This window comes from Paraburkholderia sp. CI2, from assembly GCF_014201055.1.
Lineage (GTDB): Bacteria > Pseudomonadota > Gammaproteobacteria > Burkholderiales > Burkholderiaceae > Paraburkholderia > Paraburkholderia tuberum.
The window spans coordinates 1-14,990 of record NZ_JACHDL010000038.1; the positions used below are offsets into that span (position 1 = coordinate 1).

The 14,990-nt window shown below is 60.8% G+C and carries 15 protein-coding genes and 2 pseudogenes; 9 read left to right on the forward strand and 8 right to left on the reverse strand.

Annotated elements, in window-relative coordinates:
• Together HDG32_RS33340 and HDG32_RS33345 are read right to left on the reverse strand one after the other, a co-directional pair.
• Nucleotides 1-263, reverse strand: a pseudogene (locus HDG32_RS33340) (ammonia channel protein); the annotation flags it as partial.
• A 28-nt stretch (nucleotides 264-291) separates the two neighbouring features.
• Entirely contained in the window at nucleotides 292-630 is a 339-nt protein-coding gene (locus HDG32_RS33345) for a P-II family nitrogen regulator (protein ID WP_026226100.1), read from the reverse strand.
• Between the two features lie 452 nt (nucleotides 631-1,082).
• Between HDG32_RS33345 and HDG32_RS33350 the strand changes: the two genes are divergently transcribed.
• A complete protein-coding gene (locus tag HDG32_RS33350; RefSeq protein WP_184055671.1) occupies nucleotides 1,083-1,481 on the forward strand; it encodes a VOC family protein in 399 nt (132 codons plus the stop codon).
• A gap of 203 nt (nucleotides 1,482-1,684) precedes the next feature.
• On the opposite strand, the gene HDG32_RS33355 is transcribed toward HDG32_RS33350, so the two are convergent.
• The 3 genes from HDG32_RS33355 to HDG32_RS33365 all read right to left on the reverse strand — a co-directional run bounded on the left by HDG32_RS33355 (nucleotide 1,685) and on the right by HDG32_RS33365 (nucleotide 4,410).
• Nucleotides 1,685-1,945 carry a hypothetical protein gene (locus tag HDG32_RS33355; protein WP_184055669.1) on the reverse strand — a complete coding sequence of 87 codons (261 nt, stop codon included), beginning with the start codon at nucleotides 1,943-1,945 and terminating at the stop codon, nucleotides 1,685-1,687.
• Nucleotides 1,946-2,626: 681 nt separating this feature from the next.
• Nucleotides 2,627-3,754, reverse strand: a complete 1,128-nt coding sequence (locus tag HDG32_RS33360) for an aminotransferase class V-fold PLP-dependent enzyme (protein WP_184073843.1) — start codon at nucleotides 3,752-3,754, stop codon at nucleotides 2,627-2,629.
• A 146-nt stretch (nucleotides 3,755-3,900) separates the two neighbouring features.
• Nucleotides 3,901-4,410, reverse strand: coding sequence for a DUF1269 domain-containing protein (locus tag HDG32_RS33365; protein WP_184073845.1), 510 nt, complete (start codon nucleotides 4,408-4,410; stop codon nucleotides 3,901-3,903).
• A 264-nt stretch (nucleotides 4,411-4,674) separates the two neighbouring features.
• On the opposite strand from HDG32_RS33365, the gene HDG32_RS33370 reads away from it, so the two are divergent.
• From HDG32_RS33370 to HDG32_RS37110, 7 genes are all read left to right on the forward strand, one after another.
• Nucleotides 4,675-5,337, forward strand: a complete 663-nt coding sequence (locus HDG32_RS33370) for a dihydrofolate reductase family protein (protein WP_184055663.1) — start codon at nucleotides 4,675-4,677, stop codon at nucleotides 5,335-5,337.
• Between the two features lie 110 nt (nucleotides 5,338-5,447).
• Nucleotides 5,448-6,395 carry a pseudouridine-5'-phosphate glycosidase gene (locus HDG32_RS33375; protein WP_184073892.1) on the forward strand — a complete coding sequence of 316 codons (948 nt, stop codon included), beginning with the start codon at nucleotides 5,448-5,450 and terminating at the stop codon, nucleotides 6,393-6,395.
• Between the two features lie 33 nt (nucleotides 6,396-6,428).
• Nucleotides 6,429-7,019: an adenylate/guanylate cyclase domain-containing protein gene (locus tag HDG32_RS36855; protein WP_260336686.1), complete on the forward strand. Its 591-nt coding sequence runs from the start codon at nucleotides 6,429-6,431 to the stop codon at nucleotides 7,017-7,019.
• Nucleotides 7,016-8,194, forward strand: a complete 1,179-nt coding sequence (locus HDG32_RS33380) for a hypothetical protein (protein ID WP_260336687.1) — start codon at nucleotides 7,016-7,018, stop codon at nucleotides 8,192-8,194. The genes HDG32_RS36855 and HDG32_RS33380 overlap by 4 nt, the downstream gene beginning before the upstream one ends.
• A gap of 118 nt (nucleotides 8,195-8,312) precedes the next feature.
• The gene (locus HDG32_RS33385; RefSeq protein ID WP_184073847.1) at nucleotides 8,313-9,758 is read left to right on the forward strand and encodes an adenylate/guanylate cyclase domain-containing protein; all 1,446 of its coding nucleotides are present in this window, start codon (nucleotides 8,313-8,315) and stop codon (nucleotides 9,756-9,758) included.
• Nucleotides 9,759-9,833: 75 nt separating this feature from the next.
• A complete protein-coding gene (locus HDG32_RS33390; RefSeq protein ID WP_184073849.1) occupies nucleotides 9,834-11,354 on the forward strand; it encodes an aspartate aminotransferase family protein in 1,521 nt (506 codons plus the stop codon).
• 206 nt (nucleotides 11,355-11,560) lie between these two features.
• The gene (locus HDG32_RS37110) at nucleotides 11,561-11,761 is read left to right on the forward strand and encodes a BON domain-containing protein (RefSeq protein WP_311540538.1); all 201 of its coding nucleotides are present in this window, start codon (nucleotides 11,561-11,563) and stop codon (nucleotides 11,759-11,761) included.
• Between the two features lie 143 nt (nucleotides 11,762-11,904).
• Here HDG32_RS37110 and HDG32_RS33400 read toward each other — a convergent pair.
• Both HDG32_RS33400 and HDG32_RS33405 read right to left on the reverse strand, forming a co-directional pair.
• A pseudogene (locus tag HDG32_RS33400) lies at nucleotides 11,905-12,336 on the reverse strand (glycine cleavage T C-terminal barrel domain-containing protein); the annotation flags it as partial.
• Between the two features lie 8 nt (nucleotides 12,337-12,344).
• On the reverse strand, nucleotides 12,345-13,259 hold the full coding sequence (locus HDG32_RS33405; RefSeq protein ID WP_184010480.1) for an AraC family transcriptional regulator: 915 nt from the start codon (nucleotides 13,257-13,259) through the stop codon (nucleotides 12,345-12,347).
• Between the two features lie 99 nt (nucleotides 13,260-13,358).
• Here HDG32_RS33405 and HDG32_RS33410 point away from each other — a divergent pair, with 99 nt between their 5' ends.
• Nucleotides 13,359-14,108, forward strand: a complete 750-nt coding sequence (locus HDG32_RS33410) for an SDR family oxidoreductase (protein ID WP_184073853.1) — start codon at nucleotides 13,359-13,361, stop codon at nucleotides 14,106-14,108.
• 36 nt (nucleotides 14,109-14,144) lie between these two features.
• Here the strand turns inward: HDG32_RS33410 and HDG32_RS33415 are convergent, their stop codons facing one another.
• Nucleotides 14,145-14,885 carry an SDR family NAD(P)-dependent oxidoreductase gene (locus HDG32_RS33415; RefSeq protein ID WP_184073854.1) on the reverse strand — a complete coding sequence of 247 codons (741 nt, stop codon included), beginning with the start codon at nucleotides 14,883-14,885 and terminating at the stop codon, nucleotides 14,145-14,147.
• Between the last annotated feature and the right edge of the window lie 105 nt (nucleotides 14,886-14,990).

Consider the following 14,990-nt stretch of genomic DNA (forward strand, 5'->3'; position numbering starts at 1 on the left):
AACAGCACCAGCGCGGTGGAGGTCAGCATCCACGCGGTGTCGCCGGAGTTGATCTTCGATGAATCGACCGAGAACGGTGCGGTTGGGGCGGCCGGTGCCGATGCAGCGGCATCCGCCGCGGCCGGTGCCGCTGGAGCCGCGGACGCTTGCGCGACCGGTACGGAGGCGCCCGCGGGCGCCGAGGCGTCTTGCGCGAATGCGGAGCCCAGGCCGCCGGCGAGCAATGAGCCGGCCATCAACAACGTCATCAACAGTTTGCGCATCTCTCTTTCCTCTTATCCCAGTGTTTTTTTATAGGGCGTCGGCGCCGGTCTCGCCGGTGCGGATCCGGATCACCTGTTCGATCGGCGTCACGAAGATCTTCCCGTCACCAATCTTTCCGGTACGCGCCGCACGCTCGATCGCCTCGATAGCCTGATCGACGATGTCGTCCGGGACGGCGACCTCGATCTTCACTTTCGGCAGGAAATCGACGACGTACTCCGCGCCCCGATACAGTTCGGTGTGCCCTTTCTGACGCCCAAAACCCTTGACCTCCGTAACCGTGATTCCAGAGACGCCAAGCGATGACAAGGCTTCTCGAGCCTCATCAAGCTTGAATGGCTTGATGACCGCACTGATTAGTTTCAATTTGCCTCTCCGTTGATCGCCCATCCCGATGCTCGCTGCGAATGACCGCGGCTCAGCGCGCGGAGACGTTCAAAGCAACTGTCATGCCATTCGCACGACAGGTATTGGAGCGGGGAATTATCGGAGGAGCCGAACTTCGGGTCCTTCAGCGGTCAGACGGATGTTGTGAGGAAGGGAGCGGGATTGGGCGGCAGCACTGTCAGAAGGCTTCTTGGCGGAATGCGGCGGACGGACTGAATGTACCCAGGCACCATGTGCGAGCGCGTTCCCCTGTCGTCCGTCCAATCGGGGGCATGCGTGCACGGTTCTGCCGCTCGTCATTACATATTCATTAATCGAAGCTTCCAGGTTTCCACTCGCACGCCCGACGCTCGCGAGCGTTCAAGAGGTCGAGCGCAACTCCGCCGTGATAACGTGCAAAGACATCGCAACTCGAACAGGAACAGATCAGGATGATTTCGCATGTTTTCGTTGGGGTTAATGACTTTGACCGAGCCTTGAAATTCTATTCGGCCGTCATGAGCGAGTTGGGACATCGACTGAAGTTTTGCGAGCCAGATAAACCGTGGGCTGGTTGGATGGCTGAGGGTATGCCGCGTCCGCTCTTCCTTATCGGCAGGCCATATGATGGCAACTCAGCAGAACACGGAAACGGTCAAATGGTGGCATTGCTTGCGCCTGATCGTCGTTCAGTCGACAACGCATACGCTAGCGCGCTGGCAAACTCAGGTTCTTGCGAAGGTCCTCCCGGCTTGCGAGCACACTATCACCCGGACTATTACGGGGCGTACTTCCGCGACCCGGAGGGAAACAGGATTTGCGTTTGTTGTCACGATCCCGTGACTCCGTAGCATTCGCAAAGCCCCGAACACGCTATACACCGGCCTATTTTCGAAGCGGTACCCGCTTCGACTTGAAGATTGCCGTCGAGGCGGCGCGAGCGGTCGAGGGGATCGGGTCGACTACTGTTCAGTGCAGTGAACCTAACATTCGGTTGACTTCCTCAGGCATTCGTTACCCCCGATGATCCCGTCGAGGGCTTCCATTCAGCAAGTCAGTCGTTAGCCGAGGTAATCTTGATGAACGGCCTGAGTTCAGGATTTGAGAGAGCGAGAAGATTGAGCGTCGCCCCGCCGAACCGACGCGCGAACTCATCGTCCAGCGTATTGTTGTAGTCGGCCACCGGCAGTTCTAAAGGAAACTGTCGCGTGGTAACCGCCAGCACCTTTTCAACGTCAAGCGTATAGGAGACCAGTGCCTGCTTTTCCTCCGACCACATGACCACGACACATCGCTTTTGGGGGTGAGTTGCCATTCAATATCCTCTGCATCGTTGATAGTGCTGAAATGCTCTCTGCGAGCACACATCCATGAATCTCTGCCCACCCATTGCCATCCGATAGGCAGTTCTTCACTTCGTTGTAGAGGGCCTTGGCGATCTCATGGTCGTCCATCCTGTGCATATGAAAGCGGTTTTCACTCCGGCCGAGCATATCGCGTAACTCGTATGACTGATGCGACACCAGCACGGATGGGCTATGTTGTAGCCACGCTGCGCGCGCTTCTTCCATGGCCTGCACAGTGTCGTCGTGTGCTTCGCGAGGTACGCTCGCCGGCAATGCAAAGTGGAACCACCGGTCCACGTCAAACAGCCAGGGAGACTCGATGTGAAGGTAGAACGATCTGCTAAGGCTGATCGAAAAGAAATGTCCGTGCCGCCTTTCATGGGCGCCGCGATGAGAGCCCAGGGAAACTGAATGCATAGTGCCTCACAGGCAATAAAGGAGGCCCGATTGTGCAACAAGGCACCATCTCAAAAAACCCCGAATTAAAGCGTGTTAGGAACTCCGATTGAGAGCTGGTGTCCTGGCGGGATGAAAAGAGCAGACTGAAAACGTTATCCGACTGATGCGTCGGATGAGAAATGAAGTTTCGCGGCGCCGTGCGGCGGCCGGTCGCGAGAGCGAGCCACGCGCACGTGCTTTGGAAAAACGCTCTAAAGAATACTGTCCAACGCCTTGGCGAGCCTGGCGACCACACCTTCGACGTCATGCAGTTTGTCCAGGCCAAATAATCCGACGCGGAAGGTTTTGAAGTCTTCTGGCTCGTCGCATTGAAGGGGAACACCGGCCGCGATCTGCAAGCCGGCATCAGCGAATTTCTTGCCGGATCGTATGCCGTCATCGTCCGTATAGCAGACCACGACGCCAGGAGCCTGAAAACCTTCAGCCGCCACGCTTTTGAAACCTTTGTCACTCATGAGCGAGCGAATGCGCTTGCCAAGTTCAAGCTGCTCAGCTCTGACTTTCTCGAAGCCATATGCCTCGGTTTCCTTCATGACGTCGCGCAGCGTCGCGAGACTGTCCGTGGGCATCGTGGCGTGATACGCGAACCCGCCGTTCTCGTAGGCTTCCATGATCTGCAGCCATTTCCCAAGATCACAAGCGAAACTGGTGCTGGTCGTTGCGTCGATTCTTTCGCGGGCGAGAGGGCTGAGCATGACCATTGCGCAGCAAGGTGACGCGCTCCATCCTTTTTGCGGTGCGCTGATCAGGACATCGATGCCGCTGGCCTGCATGTCCACCCAGATCGTACCGGAGGCGATGCAATCCAGTACAAACATGCCGCCGACGGCATGCACCGCCTCGGACACCGCGCGCAAGTAGGCATCAGGCAGCATCATCCCGGATGCGGTTTCGACATGCGGCGCAAAGACCAGATCCGGCTTGTTTTCCTTGATCGCAGCGACGACTTCTTCGATCGGAGCCGGTGCATATGCGGCCTGCCTACCTCGTTCGACCGGACGCGCCTTCAACACCACCGATTCAGACGGAATGTCGCCCATGTCGAAAATCTGCGACCAGCGGAAACTGAACCAGCCATTGCGGATGACCAGACACTTCCTGTTCGTCGCGAACTGCCGGGCGACGGCTTCCATGCCGAAAGTCCCGCTGCCCGGGACGATAACGGCCGACTTCGCGTTGTAGACTTTTTTCAGGGCGCCGGAAATATCGCGTACGACTCCTTGAAAGAGCTGCGACATGTGATTGATCGATCGGTCGGTGTAGACGACCGAATATTCGAGGAGTCCATCGCGGTCGACATCGGGAAGTAAACCTGGCACGTTCGCCTCCGGTAATTGACGAGTAAAAGAATCGAAAACAGATTCTAACGAAAGCTGCCTGCAACGGCATCGGCCGGGACGCCCCCGCCCTTCTTCGATAGCAGTCGCCCCAAAGGTGGCGCCGCTCGCCTCCTCCCGACTGCTTCTCAGGGGAAGATCGGTGTCGTGGGCTCCGCGCCCTCGATATCGGCCTTCGGAAAATGCTGCGCGACCATCAGCTCGATCTCCTGTTCGCGCGATCCAGGTACGTCGGCCATGATCAGGAGCTGGCCGTCACGGATGGCGTCCCGAAAGCGCTCGAGTCGCGCATTCGGTTCGGCGACGCCGATCATCGCGGCCGTCCAGGCCCCGAAGCCGGCACCCGCCAACGTCAATGCGATGACGGCTCCGCCCGCAATAGCGAGCTCCGCGGGAGGAAACGCCAGCGCCACGAGGCCGACAAGCGCTCCGGTCGCACCGCCGAGCGCCACGCCTCGTTCGAGCGAGTGCACGACGTCGCTGCTCTGCAGCAAAGTTGCCTCGGGTAACTGTTCGAGTGCGACGCTGTGATTCGCGAGAACATGGATATGTCGCCATGTGATCCGCGCCCGCAGCAAGTCGTCTACGATCGCCTTCGCCGTCGTCATGTCAGATGTGAGGAAATAAAGACGTCTCATCTCGACCCTCCATCAATCAAGCCGTCCTCAAACGGGACGATGCCGTTCATCGTACGCCTGCGGCAGGCAAAAGTTGGCTCCGGGCAGGTGCGTGCCGTGTTTGGATGGATGGTCGCCGCTGTATGCCAGCTTACAAATTCGGAAAACTTCTCCTGGAGACATAGGGTTGAGCAAAAATCTGCTGCCAGACTATTTCGCGTAGTTCCGGCAAACCATGCAGGTTTGCGGTCCACATTACGTTAGGCGTCTAAACGGAGGCAAACGATGACACGCGTTCGCGTTGCGGGCTTCACCATTTCGCTCGACGGATACGGTGCAGGCCCGAATCAAGACATCAACAATCCGCTCGGCGTTGGCGGGACGGAACTGCATCAGTGGCTAGTCCCAACACACACGTTCCAGCAAGCCTTGTTCGGCAAGGACGGCGGTACGACCGGGGTTGACGATGATTTCGCCGCCCGTGGGTTTCAGAATGTCGGGGCCTGGATTCTTGGGCGGAACATGTTCGGACCCATTCGTGGGGACTGGCCGGACACAAACTGGAAAGGCTGGTGGGGAGACAATCCACCGTATCACGTTCCAGTCTTCATCTTGACCCATCACGCTCGTCCCCCCATCGAGATGGCAGGCGGCACGACGTTCCACTTCATAACAGGAGGCATTCGCGAGGCGCTCGACCGTGCACGCGAGGCCGCTGCCGGAATGGACGTGCGCATTGGCGGTGGGCCGGACACAATTCAGCAGTATCTTCGCGAGGGCCTCATCGATGATCTGCACATTGCCGTCGCGCCGGTCCTGCTCGGCCGGGGAGAATCGCTGTTCGAAGGGGTCGACTTGCGGGCTCTGGGATACGAATGCGTTGAATTCGTAGCGTCGGAGAAGGCCACGCATGTCGTCCTAAGGCGCCAAGGGCACACGGACGCCTAACCACTCGCTGAAGGCCGACGCCCCTGACGGGCCGCGGCCTTGGCTCGCGCGTTGAGTGGACCGGTCTTGTACCGCATACTTCAGTGAATCACACCACCGAAAGGATCGACATGGTTGCTGACCTTGCACGCTCCTGGTTGACCTGGAGCGCGCCTGCAGCCGCTGCGCAGGCCTCCGGTCGCCCGCTCGTGGCGCTGGAATCGACCGTCATCGCCCACGGCATGCCCTACCCGGAGAACGTTCGCACTGCGCGCGAAGTGGAAGCCTTGATCCGTGACGCGGGTGCCGAGCCGGCGACTATTGCGCTGATCGATGGGCGAATCCACATCGGCCTTTCGGATGACGAGCTGGAAACGATCGGCCGATCGGACCACGTACATAAGGTCAGCCGCCGCGACCTGCCGGCCGTGCTGGCCGGCGGCGGGCTGGGCGCCACGACCGTCGCTGGCACGATGATATGTGCGGCGTTGGCCGGCATCGAGGTCTTCGTCACCGGAGGCATTGGCGGCGTACATCGAGGCGCGCATGAAACCTTTGACATCTCGGCCGACCTGCAGGAACTGGCGAAGACCTCGGTGGCGGTGATCTGTGCCGGTGCGAAGTCCATCCTGGACATCGGGCTCACATTGGAATACCTGGAAACCCACGGCGTGCCGGTGCTCAGTTGCGAACAGGACAATTTTGCGGCGTTCTACACGCGGGACAGCGGCTTTCGCGCGGACTTCAGGCTGGACGACGCGGAGGAACAGGCACGGTTCATTCGCACCAAGTGGGACCTGGGCCTCCACGGCGGTGTGGTGTTGAGCACTCCGGTGCCGGAAGCCGCAGCGATGTCGTTCGAAGAGATCGACGCGCTGACCCAGCAGGCGCTCGACGAGGCCGCTGCACAAGGAATCACTGGCAAGGCCGTCACCCCCTTCCTGCTGGCGCGCATCAAGGCGTTGACAGGCGGGCGCAGCCTGGCGACAAACATCGCGCTCGTGAAACACAACGCCGAGGTCGGCGCAAGGCTGGCGCTAGCGTTGGCACGCTCAAAGCCCGGGACAGGCGCGGTGTAGCCTCACTGCCGTTTCGCGCGACTGGTGATTTCCTTGACGGCCACCGCGCTCATTTCGAGCCAGTGCCGAAGCTGCCGCCGCCCGGGGCGCAGGGCTCCACGAAGCCAGCCCCGTGCTATCTTCGACGGATTCGACACCTTCCTCTCAGGAGGGCGCGTGGACGTCGCCGTGTGGCTGCACAGCCTCGGAATGGAGCGGTATGAACCGGTGTTTCGCGAGAACGCCATCGACGCCGACGTGCTTCGCGATCTCACCGCGGACGATCTGAAAGAACTGGGTATTGCGTCGGTTGGTCATCGCCGCAAACTGCTCGATGCCTTGACCGAATTGCGGGCGCGAACCGGGCTCCGGCATAGCGCCGCGAGCCCAGGCGAGGCGAAAGGCGAACGACGGCAGGTCGCCGTCCTGTTCGCCGATCTGTGTGGCTTCACGCGGATGAGCCGTGAAGTCGACGCGGAGGAAGTACTCGCCGTGCTCGATCGCTACTTCGAGCAGGTTGACCGCACCATCGAGCAACATGGCGGGCACGTCGACAAGCACGTCGGCGACTGCGTCATGGCAGTATTCGGCGCGCCGCACTCGAGTGTCTACATGGCAACGTCCTGCATGACCTCGGCGACATGAAGTCGGCACTTCATGCATTCGAAATCGCCCTCGAATATGCGACGACGGACGTGGAGCGTTGCCGCGCATGGATCGGGCGGGCCACGGTGAAGCGGATCATCGACGATCTCGACGGTGCATGGGCCGACCTCGACTACGCCGCTGAAGCCTCCCAAGGCCTGTTGCGCGAAGAGGCGCGCATTCACTTCCTGCGCGGCAATCTGTGTTTTCCCCGCGGCGATATCGACGGCTGCGTGCGTGAGCACGGGCGCAGCCTTGCCCTCGCGCGCGACGCGTGTGATCCCGAACAGGAGGCGGCCGCACTCGGCGGCCTTGGCGATGGCGAGTACATGCGCGGCCGGATGATCAGCGCCCACGCGGCCTTCAGCCGCTGCATCGAACTCTGCCAATGCCATGGCTTCGGACGGATCGAGGTGGCCAACCTTCCGATGCGGGCGATCACGACGTGGTTTACCGGCGAAGCCGCGCGCGCGCTCGACGCCGCGCTTGCCAGCGTCGCCGCAGCGCAGAAGGTGGGGCATCCCCGCGCACTCGCCGTCGCCCATCACGCTGCCTGGCACTGCCTGCACGATCGCGCGGAGTGGGATCGCGCGTGGGAGCACGTCGCTCCTGCGCTACAGTGCGCGCGCGAGCTGAAATCAAGGCGCTTCGAAGGTGAAGCGCTCGCGTTTCGCGCGGAATTGCATCGGGTCGCCGGCCGGCCGCGCGAAGCGCGCGCCGATATCGAAGCGGCGCTGTCGATCAGCCGGGAGACCGGCATGAACTACCTGGGCCCCGCTTATCTCGGCGTGCTCGCGCGCACGACGGACGACCCCGTTGTCTTCGCACAGGCGCTCGCGGAAGGCGAGGCTTTGCTCGCGGCCGGAGCGGTGAGCCACAACCACTTTCTGTTTCGACGTGATGCGATAGATGCATGCATCGACCGCAAACGCTGGGATGCGGCCGCGCACCATGCTGCGGCCCTTGAAGACTACGCACGCCGCGAGCCATCGCCTTTTTCCGGATTTTTCGTGGCGCGCGCACGGGCGCTTGTCTCGCATGGAACCGGCAATCGCGATCCGGCATCGCTGAAGGAACTCCAGCGGCTACGGCAGGAGGGCAGCGGCCTGGGTTTCCTTTATGCGCTCCAGGCGATCGAGGCCGCGCTTGCGGGCGAGAACGATAGAGGAGGATAGGGTCGCCGCGCTCACTCCTGTTGACGCCGTCCAACCGTCACCGTATCTTGCAATCCAAGGTAAAGCGACATGACACGGCAGTTGTGTCTGACTGTTTTCCGTTGACCTGGCCACGACGATGAACATTGACGATCGGCTTCTCGAGAGCAAAATGATCGCGATCGAGCAGGCGAGATCATGGAGTCCGCGCGTCATTTCCAAGCTCGAGACTCTGATCAGGAGCGGTGACGAGCTGTCCGTCTACCAGGTCAATCCGCTGGCGTTTGCGCGAGATCGCGGCATAAGCGAGGCTGAATGCATTGACCTCTTTCTTCATGCGGCGCGATACGGATTGTTCGAGATGAACTGGGACGTTCTTTGTCCGCAGTCGGGAATGGTCCTCCACAGCTTCGGATCATTGCGCACTCTCAAGACCCATTACGTCTGTGGGCTATGCGACGTTACGGGCGAAACCGACCTCGACGATTTCATCCAGGTCACGTTTTCAATATCGCCCGAACTTCGGAGGCTGACGTTCCACGATCCCGAGTCGCTTTCCGTTGAAGATTTCCACTGGAAACTGCGATTTAACGGTGACGGTCGGTTCGCCGGCCAGCAAGTCCGGTTTCTCGACTTCTTGCGGGGGCTCGTGCGCGGCCTCACGTTCCTGCCGCCAGCTTCGACGACGACCCTGCAGGCTGTTCTTGGCCCCGGTGCCTTGACGGGTGTGAATGTCGAGACACAAGCCGCTCTCATCGTTCCGATCGCTGGTGAGGCCGCTACCTCGCCGACACTGTTGCAGGTCGGTTATGACGGTCAACGGTTTGCCCCGGCGCTCTCCGTTGTGCCGCCGGGTCCTGTCGTCATTCAAGTAAGGAATACCGGGAGCACGCGCGGGTCGCTGCTCTTGATCAATTGGCCTCCAGAGGTCGTCGCTCAGGCCATCAAGCCGCCGCTCGAATTCGAACCGTATCTCTCCGGCGGGGCGCTGGTGGCGCGACAAACCTTCCGGCGCCTGTTCCGCTCGGAGAACGTTGACGAGAAGGAAGGCCTTGGGATTCGGCAAGTGACGTTCGTTTTCACGGATCTCAAGGGTTCGACGGCCATGTATGAACGCATCGGCGATCTGAATGCGTACGGCCTCGTCAGACAGCATTTCGCCTTGCTTGAGATGATCGCACAACGGTATTCCGGCGCTATCGTAAAGACGATTGGCGACGCTGTGATGGCCGTCTTTTGTCGACCAACGGACGCAGTCTCCGCGTCGTTGAGTATCGTGGAGGAAATCGGGCGCTTCAATCGCGAACGTGGAGAACCGGCGATCATCCTGAAGATCGGGGCACATTGCGGGCCGTCGATTGCGGTGACACTGAACGACAATCTCGATTATTTCGGTCAGGCCGTCAACGTCGCCGCGCGCGTGCAGTCTCTCGCCGACGCCGGGGAGATTTGCATTTCGGAAGCGCTCTATAGTGCGCCTGGGGTCCGCGACCTCCTTGGTGGCCGCACTGTCGTCGAATTTGAGGCTCCGCTTCGCGGCCTCCAGGGCAGGGCAAGCGTGTATCGCATCGTGTCCGGGTGGTGACGGCTTACGGCGCCGATCTTGCCTCCTCTTGGGGCTACTCTTGTTTGCTCAACGTCGAACCCGACAGGTGCCGAGATGGAGAAGAACGACGCAGCCGGTTTGCTCCCTATGCACGGCGTTCAGCCGCGTTCCGAGGAAACGCTCGATCCGGGCGATTGGACTGCGCTGCGGACACTCTCGCACCGCATCGTCGACGATGCGGTCGACTACCTGCGCGACGTGCGCAACCGGCCAGTGTGGCGAAGCATGCCCGAGAGCGCCAAGGCCTCATTCGAGCAGACGCTGCCACGCTCGGCGTCACCAATGGAAAGTATTTATCACGAGCTTGGCGAGAATTTGATGCCCTATCCACTGGGCAACGTACATCCTCGCTTCTGGTCCTGGTATATGGGGGCAAGCAACTTCACCGGCGCACTGGGAGACTTCCTGGCGGCAATTCAGGGTTCTAACCTGGGTGGCGGCAATCATGCGGCAGCTTTGATGGATCAGCAGGTCGTCAACTGGTGCAAGGAGATGGTTGGCTTTCCAGTTTCCGCCAGCGGCACATTGGTCAGCGGCGGCTCGATGGCAAATATCATTGCCTTGACAGTGGCACGCAATGCGAAGGCTGGAATCGACGTGCGCGAGCATGGTGTAGCCGCCATCGACCGACCGTTGCGATTTTATGGCTCGGATCAGATGCATAGCTGCCATCGTAAGGCGATGGAGTCGCTAGGCCTGGGAAACACGGCGTTGCGGCGGATCCCGACAGACGCGGCGCTGAGAATCGACGTCGCCGCGCTGCGGATTGCGATCGCAGAGGACCGGTCAGCGGGATTTCAGCCTGCTTGCGTGATCGCAACGGCGGGGACAGTCAATACAGGTGCGATCGACGATCTGATGGCGCTGGCGGATCTGGCCGCTGAAGAGAACGTCTGGTTACACGTAGACGGATGCATCGGCGCGCTGCTTGCGATCGCACCCGACAATTCATATCGCGTCGCGGGCATTGCACGCGCTGATTCGATCGCCCTCGATCCTCACAAGTGGCTGCACGCTCCGTTTGAGGTCGGCTGCGCCCTCGTTCGCGACGCCGCGGCGCATCGAGGCGCATTCGCGGTGACACCGGAATATCTGCAACCAACAGCGCGCGGAATTGCTTCGGCCCCCTGGCTCTACGAGTATGGATTGCAGATGTCCAGAGGTTTCCGTGCGCTAAAAGTCTGGATGGCTCTAAAAGAGCATGGAGTCGAGAAGTTCGGCCGTCTGATCGACCAAAACATCGCGCAGGCTCGCTACCTCGGTGACCTCATCGAGTCCGAGCGACACCTCGAGTTAGTCGTGCCAACCAGCATCAACATCGTGTGCTTCAGATATCGACCGGAGGAGATGGAAGAGGCAGCATTGAAGGCGCTCAACATCGAGATCATGTTGCAGCTTCAGGAAGCTGGCATCGCGGCCTTGTCCGACACAACGGTGCACGGCGTGCATTGCCTCAGGGTCGCGATATGCAACCACCGAACTCGCAAGGACGACCTGGATCTGCTGGTCAAAGAAATCGTTCGACACGGACAGCGGATTTTGCAAGGTTGGCAGAACCCAAAGGAGCCAGCATGAACATAAGCAATGCGAGCAGAATAATCGGCGCGATGTTAATTGCGGCCATCGCGAGTGGCGCGGCCTATGCGAACGCGCAACAAGGTATGAGCGCGACGGCCGGCGCGGTCGCACAAAGGGTGGCGGCCTCAAGCTCGCCGCCTCGACCCAGGCCGGATACTTCGATAGTTCGTGACGTTCGCCGCGCCCTCAGGCGTGTACCGGATATGGATGATTCAGAGATTCACATCAGGGCGAGCCACGGCGTCGTCACGCTCACCGGGTCGGTGCCGGAAAGCTGGCAGATCTCGCGCGCTGGCAATGCATCGAGATCAGTGCTCGGAGTCAAGTCGGTGACGAACAGATTGACAGTGCGAAAGAGCGATGCAGCAAGCATTGAGCAACGTCTCGCGGCATCGGCCGGATAGGCTCGATGTTATTTTCATCACTTCGGCGTAGACGATGCTCTAGTGAGAATCTCCGGATCGACCTGAAGCTCCACGAAGGCGCAACGCGCGACTGTTGGGCGAAAACCTGATTTTGGGGTCGTTCGCGCCTCAGCTCGCTGCATTTAGCCCTTCACGCGTTCCGATCGCGGATCGTACGGCGCCCTAAGATGCACGGTTGCCCTCACCTGTTCGCCCGCCACGTCGATCGTATAGCGGCCTTGCGTGAGCCACCCGGCATCGGCGGCACCATCGGCACGGTTCACGAAACCCATTGCAACCGGACATCGCAATGTATGCCCAAACGCGGCTGAGGTTACCGCCCCTACTGGCTTGCCGTCGCGCAAGATTGCTTCGCCACCCCATAGCGTCAGATGTGCGGCGCCGTCGAGCGTCAGGGTAACGAGACGCCGGCGCAGCGGCGCCTCGCGCAGACGCAGAAGGGCGTCGCGACCGCGGAAGGCGATGTCCTGGTCGAGCTTGCAGGCGAACGCCAGGCCTGCCTCGAACGGATTGCAATCCGGCGAAAGCTCGCGGCCCCAGGCCCGATAGCCTTTTTATGACGCTATCGAGCGACGACATTCGCTGCGTCTCGAGCATACTGCGTGGGCGGCAGCCCGACATGACGCGTGAACGCGACGCTGAATGCGCTCGCCGAGCCGTAACCGACACGCTCCGCGATCACCGCGATGCTGACTTCGTTCCGGCGCAGCAGGCTCCTGGCGACGGCCATGCGCCACGACAACAGATACTCCATCGGTGCCACGCCGACTGCGCGGCTGAATCGATCGAAGAAAGAGGACCGTGAAAGCGCGGCGGTTTTTGCGAGTTGTGCGATCGTCCAGGGCTTGTGCGGACTCTCGTGCATATGACGGATGGCGAGCGCGAGACGGGCGTCGGCGAGGCCGCGGACGAGTCCGGGCGACGCCCCCGTCCCCGTGGCTCGCAACGCTTCAATGAAGAGCACCTCGAGCAGTCGCGCCAGCACGACCTCGCGCGCGGGCCGCTGCGCGCGCGATTCTTCCCTCACGAGCTTGACGAGCGTCGCCAGCCTGGGTTCACCGCGCACGTGCGCGAGCTTGGGCAAGAGCGAGACAAGCAAGGCCGCATCCGGCGAACCGAACGCGCAGAGGCCCGCAAGCCATTGGGCTTCTGGCGCGACCGATGCATCGCCGAAACGAAAGCTGCCGTCGGGCAGTGCCGCAGGCGCGATATCGGAGACGTCGTCATCGTCGGGCGGGTTGATGCTCGTCATCGTGAAGCTAAAAACTTCGGGCACGAGCACGAAGTCATCGGCCTGAAGAATGAGCGGCTCGCAACCATTGACGGATAGACGGAAGGAACCTTCGAGCACCACGCAATAGAACGGCTGGCCGACTTCCGTGCGGCTCGCGCGCCAGCGCCCGGCGCCGCTCAGCACTTTCGAGAACGTGGGCGTCGGCTTCAGCAATGTGACGATTTCGGCGAGCGGGTCGATCATGATCGGACGATTTCGAATGAAACCTGGACGCTCAATTGTAGCGAGTCCGGGTGGTCAGGACTTATTGTGTTGGGACTGTCACCAACCACAGGATTCGACATGAAGACCGTCTTGATTACCGGTTGCTCGTCCGGCTTTGGCCTCGAAATCGCGCGTTATTTTCTGGATCGCGACTGGCGCGTTATCGCCACGATGCGCGCGCCACGCGAAGACGTCTTGCCGCGCTCCGATCGTCTTTCGATTCTCGCCCTCGACGTGAGGGACCCGCAAAGCATTCGCGCCGTCATCGAGGCCGCCGGTCGGATCGACGTGCTCGTCAACAATGCGGGTATCGGTTTTCTGAACGCGCTCGAAGGAACGCCGATGGACATCGTGCGCGATATCTTCGAGACCAACACGCTCGGTACCATTGCGATGGCGCAGGCCGTGTTGCCGCAGTTCCGCGAGCGCCGCGAAGGTGTGATCATCAATGTGACGTCGACCGTCACCTGCAGACCGCTGCATTTGCTGTCGGTCTACACCGCGAGCAAGTCCGCGGTCAACGCGTTCAGCGAATCGCTCGCGCTCGAACTGGAGCAGTTCAATGTGCGCGTGCGTGTCGTGCTGCCGGGACGCGCGCCTTCCACCCGCTTCGGCGAGAACGCGCAGGCACGTATGAAAGACGGATTCGCCGAGCCGTACGGCGCGCTCGTGGAGCAGATTTTCGCAAACTGGCAGAAAGAAACGGCCGTCACGCACGCATCGGATGTCGCCGAAGCGGTTTGGCTCGCAGCGACCGATTCATCGAGCCCCTTCAACATCCCCGCCGGCGAGGACGCTGTCGAGTGGTACAACGCGGCCGCTAAATAGCACGAGTAAAAATCGCGGAGGTGAGAGCCTCGGGCCTCAGACCTGGCCGATGCCGCCGTCATTCATCAAATCCGCGCCCGTCATATAGGAACTCTGTTCGGAGGCGAGAAAGAGCGCCGCGCTGGCCATCTCCTCGGCGCGGGCGAGTCGACCGATCGGGACCATGCTCTTGTACATGCTCACCAGATCCTCGCGTGTCGCCGACTGGGAGTCGAGAATCGGGGTGTCGGTGACACCGGGGCTCAGCATGTTGACGCGAATGCCGCGATCCTTGAATTCGGCGGCCCAGGTGCGGGCATAGGAACGCAACGCGGCCTTGGTCGCCGCGTAGGCGGTATGACCAGGGATGCCCATGACGTGCATGGCCGACGAAACCAGGATGATCGACCCACCACCTGTCATCATCGGCAGCAGCTTCTGCACCAGAAATACCGGGCCGCGCGCCATGAGGTTGAATGCCTTGTCGAAATGCTCGGGCGTGATGGTGTCGATCGAAGCCTGCTCGGTAAAGCCCGCGTTCGACACGATGATGTCGACGACACCTTTTTCGTCCCTGACTGCCGCAGCGACACGGTCGAGGTCATCGAGATTCGCGGCGTCGGCCTGAAGCGCGGTAACGTTGGGTCCGAGCAGTTTGACGGCCTCGTCGAGCTGGCCTTGGCGCCGACCGAAGATAAAGACGTGAGCACCTTCGGCGACGAATCGCCTGGCGATCGCCAGGCCGATACCCGTCGTTCCGCCGCTAATCACGGCGATCTTCCCTGTGAGAGTAGACATTGAAGCTTCTGCCTGTTGGTGAATGGAAGTGACATCGTAATTGCGGCCACTGCGAATGATAATCGGCGGATTTATCATAAGATCCATTCACCGAGAGAATAGATC

Excerpts from the sequence above, each read along its gene's own strand:
- HDG32_RS33350 (WP_184055671.1), top strand. The coding sequence starts at position 1,083 with ATGATTTCGCATGTTTTCGTTGGGGTTAATGACTTTGACCGAGCCTTG.
- HDG32_RS33355 (WP_184055669.1), bottom strand. The coding sequence starts at position 1,945 with ATGGCAACTCACCCCCAAAAGCGATGTGTCGTGGTCATGTGGTCGGAG.
- HDG32_RS33365 (WP_184073845.1), bottom strand. The coding sequence starts at position 4,410 with ATGAGACGTCTTTATTTCCTCACATCTGACATGACGACGGCGAAGGCG.
- HDG32_RS33370 (WP_184055663.1), top strand. The coding sequence starts at position 4,675 with ATGACACGCGTTCGCGTTGCGGGCTTCACCATTTCGCTCGACGGATAC.
- HDG32_RS33375 (WP_184073892.1), top strand. The coding sequence starts at position 5,448 with ATGGTTGCTGACCTTGCACGCTCCTGGTTGACCTGGAGCGCGCCTGCA.
- HDG32_RS33380 (WP_260336687.1), top strand. The coding sequence starts at position 7,016 with ATGAAGTCGGCACTTCATGCATTCGAAATCGCCCTCGAATATGCGACG.
- HDG32_RS33385 (WP_184073847.1), top strand. The coding sequence starts at position 8,313 with ATGAACATTGACGATCGGCTTCTCGAGAGCAAAATGATCGCGATCGAG.
- HDG32_RS33390 (WP_184073849.1), top strand. The coding sequence starts at position 9,834 with ATGGAGAAGAACGACGCAGCCGGTTTGCTCCCTATGCACGGCGTTCAG.
- HDG32_RS37110 (WP_311540538.1), top strand. The coding sequence starts at position 11,561 with ATGGATGATTCAGAGATTCACATCAGGGCGAGCCACGGCGTCGTCACG.
- HDG32_RS33405 (WP_184010480.1), bottom strand. The coding sequence starts at position 13,259 with ATGATCGACCCGCTCGCCGAAATCGTCACATTGCTGAAGCCGACGCCC.
- HDG32_RS33410 (WP_184073853.1), top strand. The coding sequence starts at position 13,359 with ATGAAGACCGTCTTGATTACCGGTTGCTCGTCCGGCTTTGGCCTCGAA.
- HDG32_RS33415 (WP_184073854.1), bottom strand. The coding sequence starts at position 14,885 with ATGTCTACTCTCACAGGGAAGATCGCCGTGATTAGCGGCGGAACGACG.